General features: G+C 57.1%; 21 protein-coding genes. 6 read left to right on the top strand and 15 right to left on the bottom strand.

Annotation, left to right across the window (positions count from 1 at the left end; genetic code table 11):
- Window positions 1-688 precede the first annotated feature (688 nt).
- Window positions 689-2,842, bottom strand: coding sequence for an ornithine decarboxylase (locus tag ACX3P5_RS15290; protein WP_458968950.1), 2,154 nt, complete (start codon window positions 2,840-2,842; stop codon window positions 689-691).
- Between the two features lie 560 nt (window positions 2,843-3,402).
- Between ACX3P5_RS15290 and acuI the strand changes: the two genes are divergently transcribed.
- From acuI to ACX3P5_RS15305, 3 genes are all read left to right on the top strand, one after another.
- Entirely contained in the window at window positions 3,403-4,386 is a 984-nt protein-coding gene (gene acuI, locus ACX3P5_RS15295; protein WP_336756497.1) for an acrylyl-CoA reductase (NADPH), read from the top strand.
- A gap of 122 nt (window positions 4,387-4,508) precedes the next feature.
- On the top strand, window positions 4,509-4,802 hold the full coding sequence (locus tag ACX3P5_RS15300) for a type II toxin-antitoxin system TacA family antitoxin (RefSeq protein WP_233987158.1): 294 nt from the start codon (window positions 4,509-4,511) through the stop codon (window positions 4,800-4,802).
- Entirely contained in the window at window positions 4,799-5,284 is a 486-nt protein-coding gene (locus ACX3P5_RS15305) for a GNAT family N-acetyltransferase (RefSeq protein WP_458968951.1), read from the top strand. The genes ACX3P5_RS15300 and ACX3P5_RS15305 overlap by 4 nt, the downstream gene beginning before the upstream one ends.
- Window positions 5,285-6,000: 716 nt before the next feature.
- Here the strand turns inward: ACX3P5_RS15305 and ACX3P5_RS15310 are convergent.
- From ACX3P5_RS15310 to ACX3P5_RS15335, 6 genes are all read right to left on the bottom strand, one after another.
- Window positions 6,001-6,498: a CinA family protein gene (locus ACX3P5_RS15310; protein WP_233987156.1), complete on the bottom strand. Its 498-nt coding sequence runs from the start codon at window positions 6,496-6,498 to the stop codon at window positions 6,001-6,003.
- Between the two features lie 94 nt (window positions 6,499-6,592).
- Complete coding sequence (locus ACX3P5_RS15315; RefSeq protein WP_458968952.1) at window positions 6,593-7,369, bottom strand: heme ABC transporter ATP-binding protein; 777 nt, start codon at window positions 7,367-7,369, stop codon at window positions 6,593-6,595.
- Window positions 7,366-8,364: a FecCD family ABC transporter permease gene (locus ACX3P5_RS15320; protein WP_233987154.1), complete on the bottom strand. Its 999-nt coding sequence runs from the start codon at window positions 8,362-8,364 to the stop codon at window positions 7,366-7,368. Before ACX3P5_RS15320 ends, ACX3P5_RS15315 begins: the two co-directional genes overlap by 4 nt.
- A complete protein-coding gene (locus ACX3P5_RS15325; RefSeq protein ID WP_458968953.1) occupies window positions 8,357-9,178 on the bottom strand; it encodes a heme/hemin ABC transporter substrate-binding protein in 822 nt (273 codons plus the stop codon). Before ACX3P5_RS15325 ends, ACX3P5_RS15320 begins: the two co-directional genes overlap by 8 nt.
- Entirely contained in the window at window positions 9,175-10,206 is a 1,032-nt protein-coding gene (locus ACX3P5_RS15330; protein ID WP_458968954.1) for a hemin-degrading factor, read from the bottom strand. Before ACX3P5_RS15330 ends, ACX3P5_RS15325 begins: the two co-directional genes overlap by 4 nt.
- 50 nt (window positions 10,207-10,256) lie before the next feature.
- On the bottom strand, window positions 10,257-12,629 hold the full coding sequence (locus ACX3P5_RS15335) for a TonB-dependent receptor domain-containing protein (protein WP_233987151.1): 2,373 nt from the start codon (window positions 12,627-12,629) through the stop codon (window positions 10,257-10,259).
- Window positions 12,630-12,869: 240 nt separating this feature from the next.
- Between ACX3P5_RS15335 and ACX3P5_RS15340 the strand changes: the two genes are divergently transcribed.
- Window positions 12,870-13,166: an Rdx family protein gene (locus ACX3P5_RS15340; RefSeq protein WP_233987150.1), complete on the top strand. Its 297-nt coding sequence runs from the start codon at window positions 12,870-12,872 to the stop codon at window positions 13,164-13,166.
- A 34-nt stretch (window positions 13,167-13,200) separates the two neighbouring features.
- Here the strand turns inward: ACX3P5_RS15340 and ACX3P5_RS15345 are convergent, their stop codons facing one another.
- The 7 genes from ACX3P5_RS15345 to ACX3P5_RS15375 form a co-directional block, all read right to left on the bottom strand.
- Complete coding sequence (locus ACX3P5_RS15345; protein ID WP_233987149.1) at window positions 13,201-13,737, bottom strand: PadR family transcriptional regulator; 537 nt, start codon at window positions 13,735-13,737, stop codon at window positions 13,201-13,203.
- Window positions 13,738-13,814: 77 nt separating this feature from the next.
- Window positions 13,815-14,642 carry a siderophore-interacting protein gene (locus tag ACX3P5_RS15350; protein ID WP_233987148.1) on the bottom strand — a complete coding sequence of 276 codons (828 nt, stop codon included), beginning with the start codon at window positions 14,640-14,642 and terminating at the stop codon, window positions 13,815-13,817.
- Between the two features lie 365 nt (window positions 14,643-15,007).
- On the bottom strand, window positions 15,008-15,199 hold the full coding sequence (locus tag ACX3P5_RS15355) for a hypothetical protein (protein WP_293000536.1): 192 nt from the start codon (window positions 15,197-15,199) through the stop codon (window positions 15,008-15,010).
- 243 nt (window positions 15,200-15,442) lie between these two features.
- On the bottom strand, window positions 15,443-16,312 hold the full coding sequence (locus ACX3P5_RS15360; RefSeq protein ID WP_233987146.1) for a helix-turn-helix domain-containing protein: 870 nt from the start codon (window positions 16,310-16,312) through the stop codon (window positions 15,443-15,445).
- Window positions 16,313-16,504: 192 nt separating this feature from the next.
- Window positions 16,505-16,672 carry a DUF2474 domain-containing protein gene (locus ACX3P5_RS15365; protein ID WP_094121920.1) on the bottom strand — a complete coding sequence of 56 codons (168 nt, stop codon included), beginning with the start codon at window positions 16,670-16,672 and terminating at the stop codon, window positions 16,505-16,507.
- A 1-nt stretch (window position 16,673) separates the two neighbouring features.
- Window positions 16,674-17,678: a cytochrome d ubiquinol oxidase subunit II gene (gene cydB / locus ACX3P5_RS15370; RefSeq protein WP_094121919.1), complete on the bottom strand. Its 1,005-nt coding sequence runs from the start codon at window positions 17,676-17,678 to the stop codon at window positions 16,674-16,676.
- Window position 17,679: 1 nt separating this feature from the next.
- Window positions 17,680-19,092, bottom strand: a complete 1,413-nt coding sequence (locus tag ACX3P5_RS15375) for a cytochrome ubiquinol oxidase subunit I (RefSeq protein ID WP_233987145.1) — start codon at window positions 19,090-19,092, stop codon at window positions 17,680-17,682.
- Between the two features lie 786 nt (window positions 19,093-19,878).
- On the opposite strand from ACX3P5_RS15375, the gene yghX reads away from it, so the two are divergent.
- The gene (gene yghX, locus ACX3P5_RS15380; RefSeq protein WP_458968955.1) at window positions 19,879-20,766 is read left to right on the top strand and encodes a YghX family hydrolase; all 888 of its coding nucleotides are present in this window, start codon (window positions 19,879-19,881) and stop codon (window positions 20,764-20,766) included.
- A gap of 65 nt (window positions 20,767-20,831) precedes the next feature.
- On the opposite strand, the gene ACX3P5_RS15385 is transcribed toward yghX, so the two are convergent.
- Window positions 20,832-21,218, bottom strand: a complete 387-nt coding sequence (locus ACX3P5_RS15385; protein WP_336756513.1) for a winged helix-turn-helix transcriptional regulator — start codon at window positions 21,216-21,218, stop codon at window positions 20,832-20,834.
- A gap of 103 nt (window positions 21,219-21,321) precedes the next feature.
- Between ACX3P5_RS15385 and ACX3P5_RS15390 the strand changes: the two genes are divergently transcribed.
- Entirely contained in the window at window positions 21,322-22,179 is an 858-nt protein-coding gene (locus ACX3P5_RS15390) for an SDR family oxidoreductase (RefSeq protein WP_458968956.1), read from the top strand.
- Window positions 22,180-22,281: the final 102 nt, after the last annotated feature.

Consider the following 22,281-nt stretch of genomic DNA (forward strand, 5'->3'; position numbering starts at 1 on the left):
TTCGCGCCACGCTGCGCGCGGTCCCTTCGTCATTCCCTGCGGCCGATGGACCGTCCGGCCTCCGCTCACTCCTCAGCGCTTCGGACGCCTCGGGTAAAACCCCGTCTGTGGTATCTCTGTTTTTTTAATAGTCCGGTGCCGTCTGGGGGTTTGTGTAATGACGCCTGGCGGCGGGGTGGGGCTGGATGTTTTCTTTTTTCTCACGACAACGGCCCTGAAAAACCAGCAGCACCGACAGTCATTGTGCTCAGACATACAGCGACGAAGAACTCACCAGGAAACGCAGAAATAACAGCGAGGGGTTGGGAGGCCGTCTGAAGCGCTGAGCGGATGAGGGATTTCAGGACGAGCGACAGGGATGTCGCGAAGAGGCGGGGCCGCGCCAGGGATGGCGCGTCCCCGCCGGTCCGTGAGAAATCTGGAAGAAGCGAAGGGACCGCGAAGCGGCGGTGAAGCAGGCCGGAGCCCGGGGTCAAGGGGGCGCGGCGACTGGCGCCCCCTTGTCGGTCGCCGGCAGCGGCGAAGCTGAAACTGCCGCAGCCAGCCGGCGAACGAAACCTGCTCATAGCCCGTTCGCGCAGCGAACCCCACCAGCCAGCCATCCGGCGAACGAAACCCGCTCCCAGCCCGTTCGCGCAGCGAACAACAAGGTCCGGCGGGCCGCCACCCGCCTCTGCCCACGCTCAGATCAGCGCCCCACCATCATATTGGCCACCAGATACTTACGCCCTGCGGCATCCTCTTCGGTGTAAACGCCCTGCAACTCCGGCGAAAAGCCCGGCAGTAAATTCACTCCCTCTTCCAGCGCCAGGAAATAGCGCTGCACCGCGCCGCCCCACACTTCACCGGGCACCACGCAGAGGACGCCTGGCGGATAAGGCAGCGCGCCTTCCGCAGCGACACGGCCTTCGGCTTCTGAGATCGGCACCAGTTCCACCTCTCCGCGAATATAAGCCTGATGCGCATCCTGCGGATTCACCGCCACCGGCGGCAAGCCCGCCTCGCGGAACATCATTCGTTGCAGGCCCTTCACATCGTGACTGACGTAGAGATCGTGCATCTCCTGGCACAGGCGACGCAGGGTATATCCGGCATAACGCTGGGCATTCTTGCGGTAAATGGTCGGCAGCACTTCCGCCAGCGGCGCATCCTCTTTCACATGCTGTTCAAACTGCGCCAGCATCGCCACCAGATTGGCCATTTTTTCCGGCGTCTCGGCAGGCGTCAGCAGGAACAGGATCGAATTAAGATCGCACTTCTCCGGCACGATACCGTTCTCACGCAGATAGTTAGCCAGAATGGTGGCAGGAATACCAAAGTCGGCATAGTCACCGCTCGCTGCATCAATGCCCGGTGTGGTCAGCAGCAGCTTGCAGGGATCGACCCGATACTGATCGCGGGCATAACCTGCAAAGCCGTGCCAGTTTGCCTGCGGTTCAAAGCTGAAATAGCGCAGATCACGGGCGATGGTTTCCGTAGCAGCCGCCTGCCAGGGCTGGCCTCCGACCGTCTCCGGCACAAACGGCAGGATCATGTCGCATCGCTCAAGGATCGCTTTGCGTGCCTCGATCCCCAGCGTGACGCACTCATCCCACATCCGCCGTCCCGCCTCGCCCTGATGCATACGCGCGTTGATATCCAGCGCGGCGAACAGCGGATAGAACGGACTGGTTGAGGCGTGCAGCATAAAGGCGTTATTCAGGCGTTTATGCGGGCAAAAGCGCCGCTGCCCGCGAATGTGGTTGTCTTTTTTATGAATCTGCGAGGTTTGCGAAAAGCCCGCCAGCTGCTTGTGCACCGACTGGGTGACAAAAATGCCGGGATCGTTTTCATTCAGCGTCAGGGTCAGCGGCGAACACCCTTCCATCAGCGGGATGAACTGCTCATAGCCGAGCCAGGCGGAATCGAACAGGATGTAATCGCACAGGTGACCAATGCGGTCCACCACCTGACGCGCGTTATAAACGGTACCGTCATAGGTGCCCAGCTGGATAATCGCCAGACGAAAAGGACGCGCTTCCGTGGCGCGCTGTGGCGCCACCTTGCCGATCTGCTCGCGCAGATAGGCTTCATCGAAACAGTGCGCATCAATGCCGCCGATAAAGCCAAAGGGGTTGCGCGCCGCTTCCAGATAGACCGGCGTCGCACCCGCCTGAATCAGTGCGCCATGATGGTTCGACTTATGGTTGTTGCGGTCAAACAGCACCAGGTCTCCGCGTGTTAACAGCGCGTTGGTCACCACTTTATTGGCGCTGGAGGTGCCGTTCAGCACGAAGTAGGTTTTATCGGCGTTAAACACTTTCGCCGCATACTTCTGTGCATCTTTCGCCGAGCCTTCGTGGATCAGCAGATCCCCCAGTTTGACGTCGGCGTTGCACATATCGGAACGGAACACATTCTCGCCGTAAAAATCGAAGAACTGTTTACCCGCCGGATGCTTTTTGAAGAAGGCCCCGCCCTGATGTCCCGGACAGGCGAAGGTGCTGTTTTGCATATCCACATAGCGGGTCAGCGTCTCGAAAAAGGGTGGCAGCAGCGCCGCTTCATAGGCCTGAGCAGCAGCTTCCAGCGCCAGCCAGTCCTGCGGATCGCCATTCAGCTCACCGCTGACGCCAGGCAGATGCATCACCTCTTCTTCAAACGCGTTGGCGACAAATACCGGCAGGTTAAAGCCGGTATGGCGTAACAGGGCCAGCACGCCACTGCGGCTATCCGCCAGTGAGACAACGACCGCCGCGACGTCGGTAAAGTCGGTGTTATCCAGCGTGACCACATCGCGCGTGGTGTTAAGGGTCAGGTTGGGCGCCACCGCGGCGCTGGCAGCAATTTTAAGTGGAGTCATAAGGCAAATCCCTAACGTCAGGGGCTGAGTGCCAGAGGCACAGCAATGGGGAGATCTCCCCGGCGAATAGTGTCAGATAGCATCATGCGGCCGCGTGCAGCCGCTGGCTGGCCTCACCGCATGGCGATCAGGAAGGTGTTCAGCAGGACGGAACAGAATCGGGCGTAAGCCGCAAAAAACGAACGGTAACCAGAGCGAGTGCGCGGTAAACCGGACATGGCAACGTCCTCTGAAAGAGATAAGCAGGTTCAAAAAGTGGCGGTCATAATGTCATCTTTTTTTGACGCGAACAAGCCGCGCGCGTCAATTAAATAGTCAAACCCACAGATAATTAAATCATTGATTTTAATAACTAAAAAGAAATAATAATCATATTATCCGATTAATTATCTGAATTATATGCAGATTTATGCACGAAGTTCATTCCCGGCTCGATCAGGATTTACGCCGTTTAACGATCGATGCGAGCGACAGCGCGCAGCTTAGCGACCCTATCCCTACCGCAATCCGTCAGTCAGGCGTAAACTTATTCCCCTCTTTCCTATTTTGCCGGAGGCTGCATGTTCAAGGCACTGGTCATTGAAAATGACGAACAGGGTTACCGTTCTTTGCTGAAAGATCTTCCCGAATCACAACTGCCCGATCACGATGTCACTCTCGACGTCAGCTACTCCTCCCTTAACTACAAAGATGCGCTGGCGATCTGCAATAAAGGGCCGATTGTGCGTCACTTCCCGATGGTGCCGGGTATCGATTTTGTTGGACGGGTTACCGCCAGCCGCCATCCCGACTGGCAGCAGGATGATGTCGCCCTGCTCACCGGCTGGGGCGTGGGTGAAAAACAGTGGGGTGGCCTGGCGCAGAAAGCCAGCGTGAGCGGCGACTGGCTGGTCGAAGTGCCCGCCACGCTCAGCCCGTTGCAAACCATGGCGATTGGCACTGCGGGTCTGACCGCCATGCTGTGTGTGATGGCGCTGGAAAAGCAGGGCATCACGCCGGATCGCGGTCCGGTGCTGGTCACCGGTGCCAGTGGCGGTGTGGGTAGCTTTAGCGTCAGCCTGCTGGCCCGCCTCGGCTATCAGGTGGTGGCCTCCAGCGGACGCGCCAGCGATCACGCTTATCTGCTTGATACGCTGGGCGCGGCCTCGGTGATCGATCGCAACGAACTCTCGCAGCCCGGTAAGCCATTAATGAAAGAGCGCTGGGCGGCCGCGGTAGACAGTGTCGGCAGTCATACGCTGGCGAATGTGCTGGCCGCAACCCAGCGCGATGGTGCGGTCGCCGCCTGTGGAATGGCGCAGGGACTGGATCTGCCGACCAGCGTGGCACCCTTTATTTTGCGCGGCATTACGCTGGCTGGCGTGGATAGCGTGATGTGCCCGATCCCGCTGCGCCAGCAAGCCTGGCAACGGCTCGGAGAATTACTCGATAGCGATCTGCTGAGCCAGCTGACGCAGGTGATTCCGCTAAGTGAAGCCCGGCAAGGGGCTCAGGACCTGCTGGAAGGCAAAGTCCGCGGGCGGCTGATTGTTGACTGTCGTTAACACAATGACGGTGCCCGGACTCGGGAAGATTCAGGTTCGATACCTTCCGAATTTATCGTAATGACATCTGCGTTACATGCGTTGTATACTTAATATCCACTGAAACACAAGAGGACAACTCCATGCCAGCCACAAACAGTATGGCGATGAAACGCGAAACTCTGAACCTGCGCATTAAGCCCGCCGAGCGCGAACTTATCGATCGGGCGGCGAAAGCCAGAGGGAAAAACCGCACTGACTTTGTGCTGGAGGCCGCCCGCGCCGCAGCGGAAGAGGCGCTGATCGAGCAGCGCATCATTATGGCCGATCCGCAGGCTTATCAGGAATTTCTGACTCGTCTGGATCAGGCTCCTTCGCCTAATGCTGCACTGCGTAAAACCATGCAGACTCCTGCTCCGTGGGAGCAGGAAAAGTGATCTCTGCCCCTGAGCCGCTTCACGCCGGGCATATTCTTACCCCGTTTTGTTGCGGCGTGGATTCTATGGATAACTGGCTGAAACAGCGGGCGATGAAGAACCAGCTTTCTGGCGCGTCACGCACGTTTGTCTGCTGCGACGATGCTAAGGTGATGGCTTACTACTCGCTAGCTTCCAGCGCTGTGACGACGAATACTGCGCCTGGCCACTTCCGCCGCAATATGCCTGACCCGATTCCAGTTATGGTATTGGGACGTCTGGCGGTGGATAAACCTCTGCATGGGAAGGGCGTCGGACGGGCGCTGATGCGGGATGCCGGGCTGCGGGTGATTCAGGTGGCAGAGACTATCGGCATTCGCGGGATGCTGGTTCACGCCCTGTCGCATGAAGCTCGGGAGTTTTACCTGCGGGTGGGGTTTGAGCCGTCGCCCATTGACCCGATGATGCTGATGGTGACGCTGGGGGATTTAGTTCATGCCTGATTGCTATTCCGGGCTGGAGAAAAAATATTAATATGGTTATTTTCTGAATCACCTTAATTACACAGCACCTGGTTCATATGCTATTAATTTTCTTGCAGCCAGGCTTATAACGCCTCTGCCTGTACAACGTTAATATTATTTTCACAGGGCGAACAGCTTAACCACCCGTAAATTTGTCTACTAATCTATAAATGGATAAATTTAATTTCGTGATTACCCACGGTCTCAATCCAGTTTAGCAGCGTACGAGATTAACTGTATTTTTTTATTTAAAATCAATACTTTAATTCAAACCACCAATCTCCCCTCTTGTATCACCTCTATCAGGTATTTTCTCTCTTAAACGACGCATATCCTTAATGCAATAGTAGGGGTGATTATATCTATACTCTCTATTCAACCAGGTGCTGACATCAGCAAAACAGGCTAAAGTATCAAAATCACCTGCATCAGGAAATTTTTCTTTTGGAAGTGTTTTTTAAAAGTCGATGCCAGGTTCAATTTGGGTTGCGAACCTTTTTACAATATTAAAAGTGGTTATTCCCAATTGCTTTCAATGCCTCAATCTGACCCTGATTTTCCGGATACGTAGGGATAAATCAAAACGCATCCGGAAATATTTCTACGCTAACTCAATCAATTACAAACAGATAGGGTTTTATAAGAAAGCATAAAAAAGGAACGGTGATGCCCGGTTAAGGCGCAATCCTGCGCCTTTATTCAGTCGGCAGCTGCAGCCGTTTAATCAACCCTTCCAGCGCGAACTGCGTGCCCTGCTCCATCACCGATTTAGGATCGCCACTGAACTGATGGCACTCGGCGTAGTCCTGGCCATTCGGCAAGACCCAGCCGAACCAGATGGTGCCGGCGGGCGTACCATCTTCCCCACCATCAGGCCCGGCATAGCCGGTGATCGCCAGCCCGACCGGCTCACCGGAACGGGCGCAGGCGCCCTGGGCCATTTCCCGCGCGGTCTGTTCACTGACCGCGGTGTGCTGCTCCAGCGTAGCGGGATGAACGCCGAGCAGGCGGATCTTGGCATTTTCGCTGTAGGTCACAAAGCCGCTGGTATAAAAGTTGCCACTGTTCTCTACCGCCGCCAGCGTCATACTGATCAACCCGGCGGTACAGGATTCGGCAGTGGCCAGATGCAGTCCTGAAGAGAGTAAAAGTTCACCCAGTTGGTTAGCGGTTTGGTCTAAAGATTGCGCCATTATTGTCTCCTTAATAACTCACCCAGAAACACAAGTATGGCGCAAAACTGGCAAGACAGAACCTCGCAACACAATGTTTTAAAAGCGAAACGGTCTAAACCCGCAGCTGAATGTGCGGCTTTCCACCCTCGCCCGGCACCACCTGTAATTCGGCCTGATACCAGCGGGTCAGCGTCGCTTCCGTCATCACCGCCTGCGGCGTACCTTGTGCCACCAGCCTGCCGGCGTGCAGCAGCAGGATGCGATCCGCCCATAACGCCGCCTGATTAAGATCGTGCAGCACCGCGCATACGCTCAGCTCACCGGTGCGCGTCAGTTGCCGCAGTAATCGCAGCGTCTGCTGCTGCCAGAAGAGATCCAGCGCCGAGGTGGGCTCATCCAGAAATAGCCAGCCGCGCGGCGCGCTATCCTGCCACAGCTGTGCCAGCACCCGTGCCAGCTGTACCCGCTGCTGCTCTCCTCCTGACAGCTGACGATAGTCGCGCTGCGCCAGTGACTGGCAGCCGGTCAGTTGCATCACTTCCGCCACAATTTCCCGGCTGCGCGTCTCCGGCCAGGGCGCACGTCCCATCGCCACTACCGATTCGGCGGATTGTGAAAAGGTCAGCTGGGTTTGCTGCCGCATCACTGCCCGGCGTCGCGCCAGCCGCTCGCGTGACCACTCCGCCAGGGGCTGCGCGCCCAGACGACATTCACCCTGGTCAGGCGACAGGAAGCCGGTCAGCATCCGCAGCAGCGTCGATTTCCCGGCACCGTTGGGGCCAATCAGCGCCACCATCTCACCGGCCGAGAGCGTGACGTCGAGACGATCGATAATGACTTTACCGTCGCGGGATAAACACAATCCCGCCGCCTGTAATTGCTCGCTCATTCGATGCCTCGCTGCTGACGCAGGATTAACCAGAGAAACCACGGACCGCCAATCAGGCTGGTGAGCAGCCCGACCGGCATCTCTGCCGGCACCACCACTGTGCGCGCCAGGGTATCGGCCAGCAGCAGCAGAATCGCGCCCGCCAGCGCCGAACCAGGCAGCAGCCAGCGATGATCGCTGCCAAGGCAAAAACGCATTACGTGCGGTACCACTAAGCCGACAAAGCCGATCACGCCGCTGACCGACACCGCCGTACCGACCAGCAGCGCGCTGAGGATCAGTAACTGATGCTGAGTGCGTTTCACCTCAACGCCCATGTAGTGCGCATCTTCTTCGCCCGCCTGCAGCAGGTTGAGCTGGCGAGACAGTGACTGTAACAGCAGCAGCGCCGGCAAAATCAGCAGCGCGCAGATCAGCAGCGTCGGCCACTGCGCCTGGCTCAGGCTGCCCATTCCCCACAGCGACAGCTGACGCAGTTGCTGATCGTTACTCAGCCACGACAGCACGCCGACCGCCGCACCGCACAGCGCGTTGATGGCGATCCCCACCAGCAGCAGCCGCGACAGATTGCCGCGCGCCAGCCGGCTGAAGCTGAAGATCAGCAACGTCACCAGCAGGCTGCCGATAAAGGCGGCGATCATCGGCAGCCACAGCGCCAGCGATGGCGGCAGAGCCAGCGGGGCAACAATCGCCAGCGCCACGGCCAGACCGGCCCCGCTGCTGATACCGAGCAAACCCGGATCGGCCAGCGGATTACGAAAGACGCCCTGCATCACTGCGCCGGAAACCGCCAGCGCCATGCCGATCAGCACCGCCAGCAGCACGCGCGGCAGGCGAATATTCAGCCAGACCTGCCAGATCAACTCGCTGAACGCTGCCTGCCACAGGCCACGCAGCGACAGCGACATCGCCCCGAAGTTGGCGGCCAGCACCACGAATATCAGCAACATAATGGTCATCAGCGTCAGTATGCGCGGCGCATTACCGTTAATCATGCGTCAGTGATTCCGCGGCCTGACGTAGCCGGACGATCGCCCGCGGCGTATCCAGGCCAAAGCCCAGCAGCGCCATAGTATCGATCACCAGCAGACGATGCTGCTGACCGGCCGGCGTCAACGCCAGTCCGGGTAACTGCCACAGCTGCTGTTCGCCGCCCAGAGTTTTCAGTCCCTCTTCGCCGATGACCACCAGATCCGGCGCGGCAGCGATCACCCCTTCCTGCGACAGCGCCTGATAGTGTGGCACGCTGCCCATCGCGTTCTGCAGTCCGGCGCTGCGGATGGCGCTGTCAGCAGCGGTCTGATTACCCGCCGCCATCGATTTCATGCCGCTGTTGGCCATAATGTAGAGCACCTTCACCGGCAATTTTTGCTGTGGCAACTGGCCGATCTGCTGCGTCATCTGCTGTGCCAGCGCCTGGGCGTCGGTCTGATGGCCGAGCGCCTCGCCGATGGTGATTATTTTTTGCGGAATCGCCCGCAGACTGTTTTCACCACTGACCGTCACCACGCGCACCCCGGCCTGTGCAATCTGTTGCAGCACCAGCGAAGGCTTCGCCAGTTCACTCGCGATCACCAGCGTCGGTTTCAGCGCCAGGATACCTTCGGCATTCAGCTGGCGCAGGTAACCGACATCCGGCAGCCGGGTTGCCAGCGCCGGGCGCAGGCTGGTGCTGTCTCGCGCCACCAGCTGCTGCTGGGCATCCAGCGCATAGATAATCTGCGTGACGTCGCCGCCAATCGATACCACCCGCTCCGTCGCCAGCGACGGCAGCGCCAGCAGCAGTCCTAACAGCGTCAGCCATCTCATGCCACGGCTCCTGCACCACGCAGCGCATCGATCTGCTCGCGCCAGCGCGCCTGCTCCGGCGTGCCTTCGCTGCGCTGTCCGTAGAGCTGAGCGATCTGGGTGCCGTCGGCGGCAAACAGTTCCAGACTGGTGACAAAGCCATCGCCAGCTGGTTTGCGGGTGATCCAGCTTTCGCTGATCTGGTCAGCCATCAGATGCAGGGTGAATTGCGGATTAAAGACGTTGAGCCAGTTATCCATCGGCATTACCTTCTCGATCGCGCCGGTGAAAATCTGGGTACAGCCGCGATTACCGACAAATATCATGATTTCATTGCCCTCCTGCTGCGCCATCTGCAACAGCCGCGCCAGCGCGTCGTTGCGGGTCTGACAGGCCAGATCGTCACCGGCGGCACGAAACGCCTGCTGACGCGACAGGTTGTGACGCTTCAGCAGACTGAAAAACTGATGCACATCGGTCATGGCACGCCATTCACGATCGATAGCCGCTCCATCCACTTTATCGGTCAGCGCAGCGGCGGCGAACGGCTCAACCTGCAGTGGCGTCGCGCCGTCCTCGCGGAAAGCCTCAATCAGCGTCTGCCACGCGGCCCTGTTGGTCCGATCCGTGACATAGATCTTCAGCACCGCATCTCCATGACGATCAAAGATCTGAATGCTGTGCCGTTCGCCCTGTGCGGTTTGCTCCTGCAGGGCAAAGGCACTCCGCCACTGGGCGACAAACAGACGCAGATCCAGCGCTCGCGGGTTCAGTAAAATGCCGGCGTGGTCACCCAGATGCAGGTTTTTGTACTCGCCGATCTGCTCATGTACCGCATAGGCGTTGCGGGTCAGGCTTTTGGTTTCACCAACCGCCTCAAGTGCCTGCAGCAGTGCCGGAAAATCTGGCTTCAGCCGCCAGGCATCCGCCCCGATGCGGGCCTGACACAGCGCCGCTTCACTGATCCCGATCAGTGCCGCAAGGTCACGGGCATACTTTTTCGGTTGTTCGCCTTTCAGGGCGAGGTAGTGCTGGTAAACAGAATCCATGCTTGAGTGCTCCCATTGCGGTGCCCTGCATCAGTGCAGAGCAGCGGTTATCAGAAATCGACGTTAACGCCTAACTGGAAGGTCCGGCCCGGCATCACCGCCAGCGCCTGATTGTTGCGCTCCTGCTGGGTCGCGCTGGTCAGTTCACGGCTGCTGAGGTAATCCCAGTATTTGCGATCGGTAATGTTATACACTCCCCCGCTCAGCCTGACCTGCGGCGTCACCCGCCAGTAAGCGGTCATATCCACCATGCCGTAACCGGGCACCCGCATATAATCAGTGCTGGAATCGGTCAGGCTGCCGCCGCTGTTGGCATAACTGTTACGGTTGGTGGCGGTGGCGCGTTTGCCTTTGACAAAGGTCGCGGTGACGGCCGCGCCATAACCCCGTTCCGCATCATCCCAGCCCAGCCCGACGATAGCTTTCATCGGGGCCACGCTTTCCAGGTCGATATAGCGGTCGCCGAGATAGCTCGACTTCGCCGCACCCTGGGTATAGCCAAAGGCCAGGCTGGCGCTCAGGCCATCCACCTGCGGGAACCAGCTGCCGACGTTCACTTTGCTGCTGATTTCAGCGCCGTAGATATAGGCTTTGTCGCGGTTTTCCGCCTGGTAAGTGGTGTAGATGTTGCTGGGGACATTAACGAACTTACCCGGATTTGCCGCGCGGCTGTAGCGGGTAAAGGCGATAAAGTTTTTGTAGTCGTTATAAAACGCAGCGGCATTCAGGGTGACACCTTCTGTCAGCTGGCCTTTCACGCCCCATTCGTAGTTATTACTGGTCTCGGTTTTTAAATCAGCATTACCGATCAGCGCATACTGTGCCGGACCCGCATAGCTGGAACCGAGGTTCCAGGACCCATACAGCTGGGTATCGTTAGGGAACTGCGCGCCACGGGTATATTGCAGATAGGTCATCAGGCTGGGCGTGAGATCGTACTGGAAGGCGATTGACGGTAGCAGCTGGGTATCGCTGTTGGCCGAACCGTACAGGGCGGAGACTTCACTGGCATCCAGCACACTGCTGTTGGTAGTCAGCGTCCCGACATCACGCGGTTTGGTGTTCTGGTACGCCACCCGAACGCCAGGGATCACTGCCGCGTTATGTCCGTCAGCATCAAAATTAATTTTGTCCTGCAGATAGCCGCCAAGGGTGTAGCTGCGGCTATTGGCCTGTGGCTGCATGATGACACCGGTGACGCCCGGCGCCGGCGTCTGACGGAAAGGCCGCTCGGTCTCTACCCGACGCGCATTCACTCCGCCGCTCAGCTCATGTCGCCCGAGACGTTTGGTTGCCTGTGCGTCAAAACCGTAGCTGTCGCTGTTGTAATCGGAATAGACGTTTTGCCAGGCGGTTGCGCTCGACGGCATCAGCGTATTGTCGTGCGCTTCGGTCTGCTGCCAGTAAATCCGGGTTGTCAGGCTGTCGATAATCTCGTTGTAGGGCGTATATTCATCCGCCAGGCTGATGCCCCAGCGGCGGGTATCGCTCTGCTGCTGCGCGCTGCCCCAGATGGTGTTACCGGCGGTATCCCAGCTGTCGTAACGGCTGTGATTGGTTTTATGGTAGTAGTCGGCGGTCGCGCTGAACCGGTGCAAATCGTTGGGTTGCCAGACCCCGGAGGTCATAAAGGCATCGGAGTGCCAGTTCGCGGGATACGCCTCCAGCGTGTCGCTGTTGTTACGGGTTTGCTGGCCGTCGCGGCGGCTGTAAACAAAGATGCCGCGCAGTTCATCGTCACCGGCGGCGGCGGTGACGCCGTTATGCCAGCTGCGATTGGATGAGTCATAGTCGCTCTGATAGCTGAACGCGGTCGCTTTTCCGGGATGCAGGTAGTCGTCGGGAGACTTATTACGGAAGGAGACATTGCCGCCGAGCGAGGTGTTGGGTTGATCAACCGCCGTCGCGCCCTTTTCAATGTCGATGCGGCCAAACAGATAAGGGTCGATGTAGTCACGGCCAATGCCAAAACTGTCCAGCCCGGCTCGCCCCACATAGCTGCGGCCGGTTGCCTGCGGCAGCGGAATACCATCAACGTCCAGCCCGACGCGGTTACTTTCCAGCCCGCGAATGTTGTAGCCGGTATAGCCCGCCCGATCAAAACCGCTCTTGCCTGCGGACGATCCGCCCTGACTGCCGGTGGCGCTGATCAGCGGTTCATAACGCATAACAGAGCCAAAATCGGTGGCACCACGCTGTAGCAGATCCGCTGCCGACAGGCTGGTTTTGCTGCCAGCCTGTTGCTTCAGCGGTGGTGCCGTAACCGTCATCACCGCATCGGCCTGACTTTGTGTTTTGTCGGAAAGCGCCAGCGGAGCAGCGTCACTGCCTGCGGCATAACTGCAGAGGGGTTGGATGGCAGAGGCGAGGTACGCCAGTTTAAACAGACGCTGTTGCGTCAATCCCTGAAAAAGTGGTGACATGGGCGCGAATTACCTGGTTAATTGTTAGTATTCGCTCACTTACTTGCTGGCATCATCAAACCGGCTTCGCACAAAAGCCGCAAAATAGCAGGAGTTGTTTCTGAGTATTTCTTATCGCCCGGAATTTAATGCAATTAAGAATCATTATCAATCCCATTTACATTAAGATCACTCTTGCGCAGCACAATTTGTTAACTACAATTAACCGGTAATTTATCAACACGTTAAAGGAAAAGAGTTATGGCGCAAAAACCTGTGGTCGTTATCCACTACTGTATGCAGTGCAACTGGCTGATGCGATCGGCGTGGATGGCACAGGAACTCCTGCACACCTTCGCTGAGGATCTGGCGGAAGTGACGCTCAGGCCGGGAACCGGGGGTATTTTTGAGATTACGCTCGACGGGCATCTGCTGTGGGAGCGTAAACGGGATGGAGGTTTTCCAGATGCCACAACGCTAAAACAACGGGTGCGCGACATCTGTTTCCCGGACCGCACGCTGGGTCACATTGATAAGCACAAGCCTGAAGTGAGCTGAGTCGCCGGCTGGCAACCCGCATCAGGGAGAAGGGTCAGCTGTGGGTGATTTTTTCTGCCGCGTCGTGCAGCGCCGCAATCAGCGTCTGCAACGCGGCCTCGGAGATATCCTGCTGTGCCAGACGGGTGTTGAGCGCCATTTTCAGTGTATGGATCGCCTGCTCAACCGCCGGAATGCTGCGGTTATTAACCAGAATCGCCAGTGACGATAAGCGGGCGATCAGGCTGGCGACCCGATCGCCGCTGGACGCCAGCAGCGCCTCACCCGCCGCAGTCAGCCGGTACGCTTTGCGTGTGGCCTGCGCGTCGACCACCTGAATCGCCTCCATCTCTTCCAGCAGCGTCAGATTGGGATAGATAATGCCCGGACTGGGCGAATACTCCCCTTTCGACAACTCCTCCACCGACTTGATCAGTTCATAGCCGTGCGCGGCATTCTGCGCCAGGAAATGGAGCATCAGCAGACGAATATCACTCGCCTCCAGCATTTTTTCCCGACGCTTACGACGGCTGCCACAGCCGCCAGCGCGCGCGGGATGATCATCAGATGGCGCTGCTGAATGGTCTTTCATAACCTGCTCAGGGAGAAGAAATGGAGGTTGATGGTAGACCGCCGCCTGGCAAAATTCAACACGGGCGGCCGCCGGCTTTACTTCTGGTGCCAGTAGGCCACGGCCCGGACGTAGTCGCTGTTCACGCCGCGCTGGGTGGTGAAATAGTCGCTTAGCGCCTTAACAAACTCGCCTTCGCCGGTCAGCCAGATGAAGTAATCTTCCGACGGTATCGCCAGTTGATCCAGCTTCGCCGTCAGCTGGCTGAGCTGCGCCCGTTGCATCTGACCGCTGCCGAGCCAGTTGAGAGTAACGCCAGCCGTATCGGTTAAGTAATCCCGCCCGGTGGTCTCATCTGCATAGGCAAACAGATGCAGCTGTTGGGCGCGGGCATCCTGTTTACGGCGCGCAAAGGCCGGCAGACCGGTTTCGTCACAGACATAGAGCTGGAAAGCGTAGTCGGTCGGTACGATCAGTGAGCCGCGCGGACCGCCGACGATCAGGCTGTCGCCGATTTTCGCCTGTGTCGCCCAGTCGCTGGCAACGCCACTCTGATGAATATAGAAATCGAGCGTCAGCGACGAGACGCCGTCAAAGGCCAGCGGCGTGTAATCACGGGCCGCCGGGCGCAAGCCGTCCGGCCAGACAATGCCATCCTCGGTGATCTGCGGCAGTGCCGGCATCTCACCCGCGCTGGTGGGAAAGAAGACTTTAATGTGATCGTCAAAGCCTGGTGAATTGAAGCCCGCCAGATCGCTGCCGCTGAAGACGATGCGCCAGAAGTTACCGGCAATGTTAGTTTTGCTTGCCACCTGAATATGACGAAAGCGCAGTTCATTACGGACGCGCTGAGGAAGGCGATCAGAGTTAGGATTTGGCACAACATCTCTCCTGAAGCGGGTTAAATGCCCGTCAATCGAGGGCATCAGCATAATCATGGAATCAAAATCATTCTCATCTGAGTGGCTCAGATTAGCTATGATATATCTTGAACACAATGACGAAAAATGCGATCGCAGCGGATTAAGATATATTTTATGTCACTGAAGATCGGCTTCTGCGACACAGGCGGTGAACGCAGCAGTGCAAAGTGAGTCAGCCGCTGGCTGACTGGCGACAACAGTCGCTCAGTAGCCTGCACAGGCCAGAGAGAAGAGGAAAAGATGCAGAAGTGATGGCCAGCCGATCAGCCGATTTTATTGCTGACGCAGGATGTAACAGGAAAGGCATTCGGCCGGGGATGTCGATTGCGCCGCTGAACCGAGGGACGCCCACTTACCGGCCAGAACGGTTACAGCGTGTCGTTAAAGCCGGAGGCGGCAGGATTATTCTGGGTGTGCTGCGGCAACTGGCCGTCGCCCAGAATTTCGTGCTGAGAGATCTGTGAATGCGGGTGCAGGCCAGCCGGTGGCGAGAAGGGTTCTGCCAGTTGAGCCGCAGCCAGCATAGGCAATGCCGAAAGCATTGAGATAAGTAACAACATTGAGCGTCGCATAATTTTCTTCGTTTATCGTTTTTAGCCAGAAATGGCCAGAAATGCAGATGAATGTTTCAGCCCCGCCAGAAAAGTACGTTGAATGGTGCACTACGGGGTTTCGGTGAAGGATTTTACGCCAGACCGGTAACTTATTTTATAAAATCGTGCGGTTTGTCACGGTTTACCGCACAGAATATGCATTTTTCAGGCTGAGGCAGCCGAATCGCGGCTGAAACGGCCGGTGACGCCTCAGGCTGGCGTCACCGGAATCGAAAAAACCCCGCTCAGCCAGTCCGGTTTGCAGAGTGCAAAATCCAGCCGCAGCAGATCTTTACCCTGACGGCGCGCCACGCCCAGCGTCGGCAGGTGCAGATAGTAGATGTCAGCAATAAAGCGCGTCAGCTGCTCAGGTGCGCCGCTCCAGTTAATCCGCGCATAAAGTCCACGCGTTTCACTCCAGCTCTCTGTTTTGCCGTCCAGCATCGCGGCGTGCTGCGGCTCCAGTGCCTGGAACAGGCTGATATTCTGCTGGTCAGCCGAAGAGTGGCCCGGACCATACTGAAAACCGAGCCAGCCATGCCGCACCTGGCCGCCCGCCAGCGCAACCAGCCGTCGCGCCTGTTCCGCCACCCGATGTTCATGATCGGCGATATATTCGCCGAACTGACACTCCCACTCCATCGTCTCACCGCAGAGCGGCAGGTCTTCATCCTGTTCAACCAGCACCGCATGTTCAATCGGCGAGCGCACCGGAATCCGGCCGTGGAAATGTTTCACCGGTAAATGCGGGATACGACGGAACGCGCCAGGCGTCAGGGAGAAATGGCTTTTAAAGACCCGGGTAAAATTCTGCTGGTTGTCAAAACCAAAGCGTACGGCGATATCGATCAGCGGCATACGGGTCAGCCGCAGCGCCATTGCCGCCATCGTCAGCCGTCGTTTACGGGTGTAAGCCGCCAGCGTCTGGCCGGTCATCTCTTTGAACATGCGCTGCATGTGCCATTTGGAGTAACCCGATTTCAGGGTGATCAGATCAATACTAAGATCGTCGGTCAGATTGGCTTCGATCCACTCTACCAGTGCATTAATATGCTGTTTTTTAAGGGCCTGACTGAGCATGATGGCGATGTACGACGCGGATTAAAGGGTGATATTTGTCACAAAAGAATAACAAAAAACCGCAACGGCGGTAAGGAAAGGCCGGGCGCAAAGGGTGGCCAGGCGACGATTTCGCATTAATTGCTTAGGTGACTAATTAAAAAAGGCTGACCGAAGTCAGCCCTGCTCTTTACGCAGCGGGTAAGGGAGCCACTAATGGCTGCGCATACCGGCCGCTGTCATCATCATGCGGAATAATGAGGCGACGACACCCAGTGCCAGCACGCTTGCGGCGTAGATGACCACCAGCCACATCACGCGCTTCCACCACGGGGCTTTCGTTTCATTGTGGTTTTTCATGCTGCTGACTTCGGTTTTCATATCAATGATATCCTGCATCTGCTTTGATTTTTCCACGGAACACGTAGTAGCTCCAGAAGGTGTAGCCCAGGATCATCGGAATGATCAGCAGGCTTCCCACCAGCATAAAGGCCTGGCTCTGCGGAGGTGATGCGGCGGCCCAGATGGTCACTGACGGCGGAATAATGTTGGGCCAGATACTGATACCCAGGCCAGAGAAGCCGAGGAAGATCAGCGCCAGCGTCAGCAGGAACGGCGAGTAGTGCGCCTGACGTTTGATCGCACGCACGATGCCCCACGAACAGAGCAACACCAGCACCGGAACCGGCAGGAACCAGAACAGGTTAGGCTTGCTGAACCAGCGCTGGGCAATATCGTCGTGGGCAAACGGCGTCCACAGGCTGATGATACCGACAATCACCAGCAGCGCGATCACCAGCGGCGTGGCCAGCGCTGACATTTTGCGGTGCAGCTCATCTTCCGTTTTCATGATCAGCCAGGTACAGCCCAGCAGCGCATAGGCCACCACCAGCCCCACGCCGCAGAACAGCGGGAACGGTGCCAGCCAGTCCATTGCGGAACCGGCGAAACGGCGGCCCTCAACCGGAATACCGTCCAGCATTGCGCCAACCGCGACGCCCTGACTGAAGGTAGCCAGGATAGACCCCGCGATGAATGACTTGTCCCAGAATGCGCGGTGACCTTCTACCGCTTTGAAGCGGAACTCAAACGCCACGCCACGGAAAATCAGGCCAATCAGCATCGCCGTCAGCGGAATCGACAGCGCATCGGCAATCACCGAGTAGGCCAGCGGGAACGCGCCATACAGCCCCGCCCCGCCCAGCACCAGCCAGGTTTCATTACCATCCCAGACCGGCGCAACGGTGTTGACCATCATGTCGCGCTCGCCCACATCCTTGTTGAACGGGAACAGCAGGCCGATACCGAGATCGAACCCATCCATTACGATATACATCAGGGTGGCGAAGACGATAATCGCGAACCAGATAATTGAGAAATCGATCATCTTAGTGGTCTCCATCCTTAAAGGTGGCCGCAGAAAGTGGACGTGCCGGGGTTTTCTTCTGACCCGGACCACCCTGCTCAGTGATGTGTCCTTCGCCGGTTTCAGGACCCTGCTTGATCAGACGCATCATATAGTGATAACCCACGCCGAACACCGAGCTGTAGACCAGGATGAAGGCCAGCAGGCTGATACTCATATGGAGATCGCCGTGCGCCGACACCGCATCAATGGTGCGCTGTACGCCATACACCACCCAGGGCTGACGGCCGATCTCCGTGGTGAACCACCCAGCCAGGATCGCAATCAGACCGGACGGCCCCATCAGCAGCGCAAACCACAGGAATGGACGTGACTCATACAGACGCCCTTTGAAACGCAGCCACAGACTGACCACGCCCAGAGTAATCATCAGCAGCCCCATCGCCACCATCACGCGGAACGACCAGAAGATGACCGTTGAATTTGGCCGATCCTCTTTCGGGAATGACTTCAGCGCCGGTACCTGCTTATCCAGGCTGTGGGTCAGGATCAGGCTGCCGAGATAAGGCACTTCCAGCGCGTATTTGGTGCGCTCCTGCTCCATGTCGGGAATACCAAACAGAATCAGCGGCGTGGCTTCGCCTGGCGGGTTTTCCCAGTGTCCTTCAATCGCCGCTATTTTGGCGGGCTGATGCTCCAGGGTGTTGAGACCATGCGCATCGCCGATCATCGCCTGAATCGGCGCGACAATCAGCGCCATCCACAGCGCCATCGAAAACATCTTGCGAATCGCAGGATTATTTTTGCCTTTCAGCAGATGCCAGGCCGCTGATGACCCGACAAAGAAGGCGCTGGCGAGGAAGGCGGCCACCGACATATGGAACAGGCGGTACGGGAACGACGGGTTAAAGACGATTTTGAACCAGTCCTGCGGCACCACGATGCCGTTCTCGATGATGTAGCCCTGCGGCGTATGCATCCAGCTGTTTGACGCGAGGATCCAGAAGGTAGAGATCAGGGTTCCCAGCGCAACCATACAGGTGGCAAAGAAGTGCAGACCGGGCCCGACGCGATTCCAGCCGAACAGCATCACGCCGAGGAAGCCCGCTTCGAGGAAGAAAGCGGTCAGGACTTCATAGGTCAGTAGCGGACCGGTGATACTGCCGGCAAACTCCGAGAAGCCGCTCCAGTTGGTCCCGAACTGATAGGCCATCACCAGTCCCGACACCACGCCCATGCCGAAGTTGACGGCAAAGATTTTCGACCAGAAATGGTAGAGATCACGATAGGTATGATCGCGGGTTTTCAGCCACATCCCTTCGAGCACGGCCAGGAAGCTGGCGAGGCCGATGGTGATGGCGGGAAAGATAATATGGAAGGAAACAGTAAATGCGAACTGAATCCTCGCCAGATGAAAGGCATCTAATCCGAACATTGCTTACCTCTTTGCCACATAGAACACCACATATTTACTTATAATTAACAACTTAAGCCTGAAGCACTCATTTCGTTGCCGTTGAATTAATTCCCGCCGCGAATTTAAAACTATTCGCAGCGAGGAAACAGAAACAATCGGGTTAATGAAAACTATAACAGTCTTTGTTGATTCTGATCATTGTTTTTCATGGGAATTACTTATTTAAAAATAAGGCGCAAAGGTTAATTACAGCGTAGTTATGTGACACGAATGTTATGCTATTGCTGGCTTAAAATTGCCCACTGGCTAAGCCCACCTTTAACCAAAAAAAAGCCCTCAACATGCTGTTTTCCGGTGTTATTATTTTATAAACCCTGTTCCGGGAAAGGTCAAATCTGACAACAACCCTTCGAAATAGACTTACTTTTTAATGGGTTAGCAACCAAATATTTCTGCCTGCCGCTTTGTTTGCTTTTTTGCCCTGGATTGTCTAATGGCAGGATTATATTTTCAGGCGAAGCCGGTAAAGCCGGGCAGTTTAATGCGGATGTAAATGTTAATAAATTGGAGTGAGCTCTTACCGATAATTAACAGCCGCCGCGCGTCTGCGGCTTATTCCCTGAAACAACACTGAATAAGCGGCTTAATAAGCAGCAATCACTTATTACCCGGCTGAGCCGCTTATTTTCCTCTGCCGTTACGTTATTACCGTTTTAACCTGTTGCGTCATGCCGGTTGCCTGCCGTCTCCCGCTGTGGTTTGTTAGGGTGGCATTTATCCTCTTATCCGGGTTAAGGAGTCGCTATGGCACGTCTGACCGCACAGGATTTTCCGCAGGAACTGCTGGAGCTTTACGATTACTACGCGCACGGCGGCATCACTAAACGCGAGTTTATTGCCATGGCCGGTAAACTGGCGATTGGCGGCATGACCGGTGCCACGCTGCTCGGTATGCTCAGCCCCAACTATGCCCTGGCGACGCAGGTGGAGTTCACCGATCCCGATATCAAACCAGAATACCTCCACTATCCTTCGCCGGAGGGTCACGGTGAAGTCCGCGGCTATCTGGTAAAACCGACGAAACCTGCAGGCCGGCGTCCGGCGGTGGTGGTGGTACATGAAAACCGCGGTCTCAATCCCTACATTGAAGATGTGGCGCGCCGGGTCGCCAAAGCGGGTTATATCGCGCTGGCTCCCGACGGGCTGAGTTCGGTCGGCGGCTATCCTGGTAATGACGAAGAGGGGCGCGCATTACAGGCGAAGGTCGATCCCGTCAGGCTGATGAACGACTTTTTTGCCGCCGTGACATTTTTACGTCATCACCCGGAAGCGAGCGGGAAAGTGGGAATAACGGGCTTTTGTTATGGCGGCGGCGTCGCCAATGCGGCGGCCGTTGCCTTCCCGGAACTGGACTGCGCGGTCCCCTTCTATGGCCGGCAGCCAAAAGCGGAAGATGTGCCGCGGATAAACGCGCCACTGCTGCTGCACTATGCCGCGCTGGATAACAATATCAACGCGGGCTGGCCAGCTTATGAAGCGGCGCTAAAGCAGCATAACAAGATCTATCAGGCATACCTCTATCCTGGCGTGAATCACGGCTTCCACAATGATTCGACCCCGCGCTACGACCAACCGGCGGCAGAACTGGCGTGGCAAAGAACCCTGGCGTGGTTTGAAAAATATCTTTACTAGCGCAGGCTATTGCAGGCATCTTCGACGGGACGCAGGCAAAGCGCGGCTTCACTGTCGCTCGGGCGTTAAGCCCGATCCGCCGCGCTTTTATCGCGTTGCGCCAGTATCCGGCTCAGATTGACCTCCAGCCAGTCGGCCAGCCCGACCACCTGCTCACCCATTTCACGCCCGAGCGGCGTTAGCGAGTACTCCACATGAGGCGGCACCACCTGATAAGCGATGCGCTGCACGAAACCGTCTTCTTCCAGATGACGCAGGTTCTGCGCCAGCATCCGCTCACTCACGCCGCCTACTATCCGCCGCAACTCGCTGAAGCGCAGCGTCTGGTCCTGCAGCGCCAGCAGAATCAGTACGCTCCAGCGGCTGGTCACCCGTTTAAGTACCTCACGCGAGGGGCAGTTCACATTGAGCAGCTCACCGCGGATAAATCTTTCACTCAGCTTTTCAGACATTTATATCACAACCCTTAAACTAACAAATCTGTAAGTACTTACTAAAAATTAGTTTATCCCGTAGTCTGGATTTCACCAACAGCGAAATAATCGGAGCGATACCATGTTTGCAGTGACAGGTGCCACCGGCCAGCTCGGCCGTTTAGTGATCGACGCATTACTGAAAAAAGTGCCGGCGGGCGAGATTGTTGCCGCCGTGCGTACCCCAGCCAAAGCGGCAGACCTTGCTGCACAAGGTGTGGTGGTGCGTCAGGCGGATTACAGCCAGCCGGAGACGCTGGTTGCCGCCTTCGCTGGCGTCGATAAGCTGCTGCTGATTTCCGGCAGTGAAGTGGGTCAGCGCGAAGCCCAGCATAAAGCGGTGATTGAAGCGGCCCGAACGGCTGGCGTTGGTTTTATTGCTTATACCAGCCTGCTGCACGCCGATAGCTCACCGCTGGGGCTGGGCGTAGAACACCGGGCAACCGAAGCGCTGTTGCAGGCTTCCGGCGTGCCATTCGCCCTGCTGCGTAACGGCTGGTACAGTGAAAACTATGCAGCCAGTATCGCCCCGGCGCTGGCGCATCATGCCTTTATCGGTGCCGCAGGCGAAGGACGCATCGCGTCGGCAGCGCGCCAGGATTATGCCGATGCAGCAGCGGAAGTGCTGGTACGTGATAATCAGGCTGGCAAGGTGTATGAACTGGCCGGTGATGACAGCTATACCCTGGCGCAGTTCGCCGCTGAAATTGCCGCTCAGAGCGGCGAAAAGGTGGATTACGTCAATCTGTCGCAGCAGGAATTTGCTGCCGCACTGAAAAGCGCGGGGCTGCCTGACGGCCTGGCTGAGATGCTGGCAGATTCCGACGCGGGTGCAGAAAAAGGCGGTCTGTTTGATGATTCACATCAGCTCAGCCAGCTGATTGGTCGTCCCACGACGCCTTATCCGGCAGTTATTCGCGCGGCGCTGGCGAAAAGCTGACTGACGATCGCAGAGCGGGCCGCTATCGGCCGCTCTGTTTGCCGTTTCTCACCGGTTCTGTCGTTGCGTATGCCATCTTTTGCACCCTTTTCCCGCCACGCT

It is taken from the genome of Pantoea sp. S-LA4 (genome assembly GCF_054482835.1).